Annotated in this window: 1 protein-coding gene and 1 CRISPR repeat array; the gene reads left to right on the plus strand. The window is 36.1% G+C overall.

Annotated elements, in window-relative coordinates; translation table 11 throughout:
• Positions 1 to 259 precede the first annotated feature (259 nt).
• Positions 260 to 837: direct repeats of the CRISPR family, unit length 29 nt; unit sequence GTGTTCCCTGTATACACAGGGATAAACCG.
• Between the two features lie 537 nt (positions 838 to 1,374).
• The coding region (locus A9G34_RS04035; protein WP_176701470.1) for a contractile injection system protein, VgrG/Pvc8 family at positions 1,375 to 1,854 on the plus strand (480 nt) is incomplete at its 3' end.

Raw genomic sequence — 1,854 nt, forward strand, 5'->3', positions numbered from 1 at the left:
ACACCATAAATAAGTAGGGCAAAGCTCACGCTAATACGAAAGTAAAAGACAATATTTTTTGTTTAGGTACATTCGAATATTTATATCTTTTTGAATTTAAATTAAAAATTGGTGTTTCTTGGTGGAACGATAGAAATTGGAAAAAGCCTACTTACGACTTATTAAAAATCAATAAGTTAAAAATCTTTAAAAATTTAAAAAATCTGGTAGAATTTGTTGGTCGCTATAACTGTAAATAAAACAGATAGCTACAATTAGAGTGTTCCCTGTATACACAGGGATAAACCGCAAGCCGAAAACCTTAAAAAATACAATGATTTGTGTTCCCTGTATACACAGGGATAAACCGTTTTCAACGACAACGGCAGGTAAATTAGTTTTGTGTTCCCTGTATACACAGGGATAAACCGGGTTCTGGGTTTTTTCATCTAGAGCAACGGGAGTGTTCCCTGTATACACAGGGATAAACCGTAAGCGCGAACTAGAAAACGAATCTATTAAACGTGTTCCCTGTATACACAGGGATAAACCGGGTGGTTTCATTAGTTCAAATAACTTTAATTGGTGTTCCCTGTATACACAGGGATAAACCTCATCGCATTCAATTAATTTTGTCAAAACTAGCGTGTTCCCTGTATACACAGGGATAAACCGCCAGCTTTGTTGGTTCGAATGTGATATCTGTGGTGTTCCCTGTATACACAGGGATAAACCGCAGAAAAAGACAAGGACAGCGTAATAAATGATGTGTTCCCTGTATACACAGGGATAAACCGGAGCCAACTCTTTGGTATCAATATCCTGTGGTGTGTTCCCTGTATACACAGGGAACACCCCTTTATCTTAATGCGAAAACCCTAACCCCACTTAATTGATAAAATTTTAAGTGGGGCTTAAAAGCAGCAACCTAAAAAAACATGACTCACTAAGCTTATCTGAAATTTCAATAAATTAACTTCAATTAAATATTGCAAATTCTATAAAAACCGTGTAATTTTTATGCCCAATTTTAGTTATCATTATTGATTATTAAAATTACCGATAAAAATAGATAAATACGACAAAACTAAATAAAAATAAGTAGCAAGGTAGTATAGTTAAGGATGTCTCGGTTGTTAGTATATCAAATGCCCACATTATGCAGCATGATATTCATTCATTTGCATTGGTTTATTCACAATAAATTTGATTATTGTCCCTTACGGTTTGGTTTTCTAATAAAAACAAAGCAATCACGCTATCAATGTAACAATCCTCAACGCCAGATTTATGGCTATCTATTCATGCCCCCCCTTAAAACAACTAATCATTAATCCATTTAATGGGGTAAAACGCACTTATTAAATTGAATGCGAACAATAATAAGGGAAAAAAATGGTAAAACATTTAGATAAAATCGTCGAACAAGCAGGACAAGCAGGGAAAGACTTGCTTAGCCAATTAACAAATAAAGTTAGCCATAACCGTTATACACTAACCATTGATGAACTCAGCGCTCCTATATCGGTGTTAAACGTCAAAGGCGAAGAGGCCTTAAACCAGCTGTGGCATTACACCATTACTTTTACCAGTGCCAATAAAACCCTATCTACCGATGCTTTTTTAAACCAACCGGCTACTTTCTCATTTAATTCTGTTGTAAGCGATGCGCTCAGTTCTGCAATCCGTGCCTTGGGGGATTTTACCAATGATAAAAGCACTCGCAAGGTTTATGGTATTATCACCGAGTTTAGCCAATTATCGGTGAATAAAGAGGAAGCGCATTATCAAGTGGTCTTATCGCCACGACTGGCTAGACTAACGTTAAACTGCAACTGTGCCATATTCCAGAACCAAAGCGTAGTAAGCGTGGTT

Origin of the sequence: Gilliamella sp. Choc4-2, assembly GCF_001690355.1 — a bacterium.
GTDB lineage: Bacteria > Pseudomonadota > Gammaproteobacteria > Enterobacterales > Orbaceae > Gilliamella > Gilliamella apicola_A.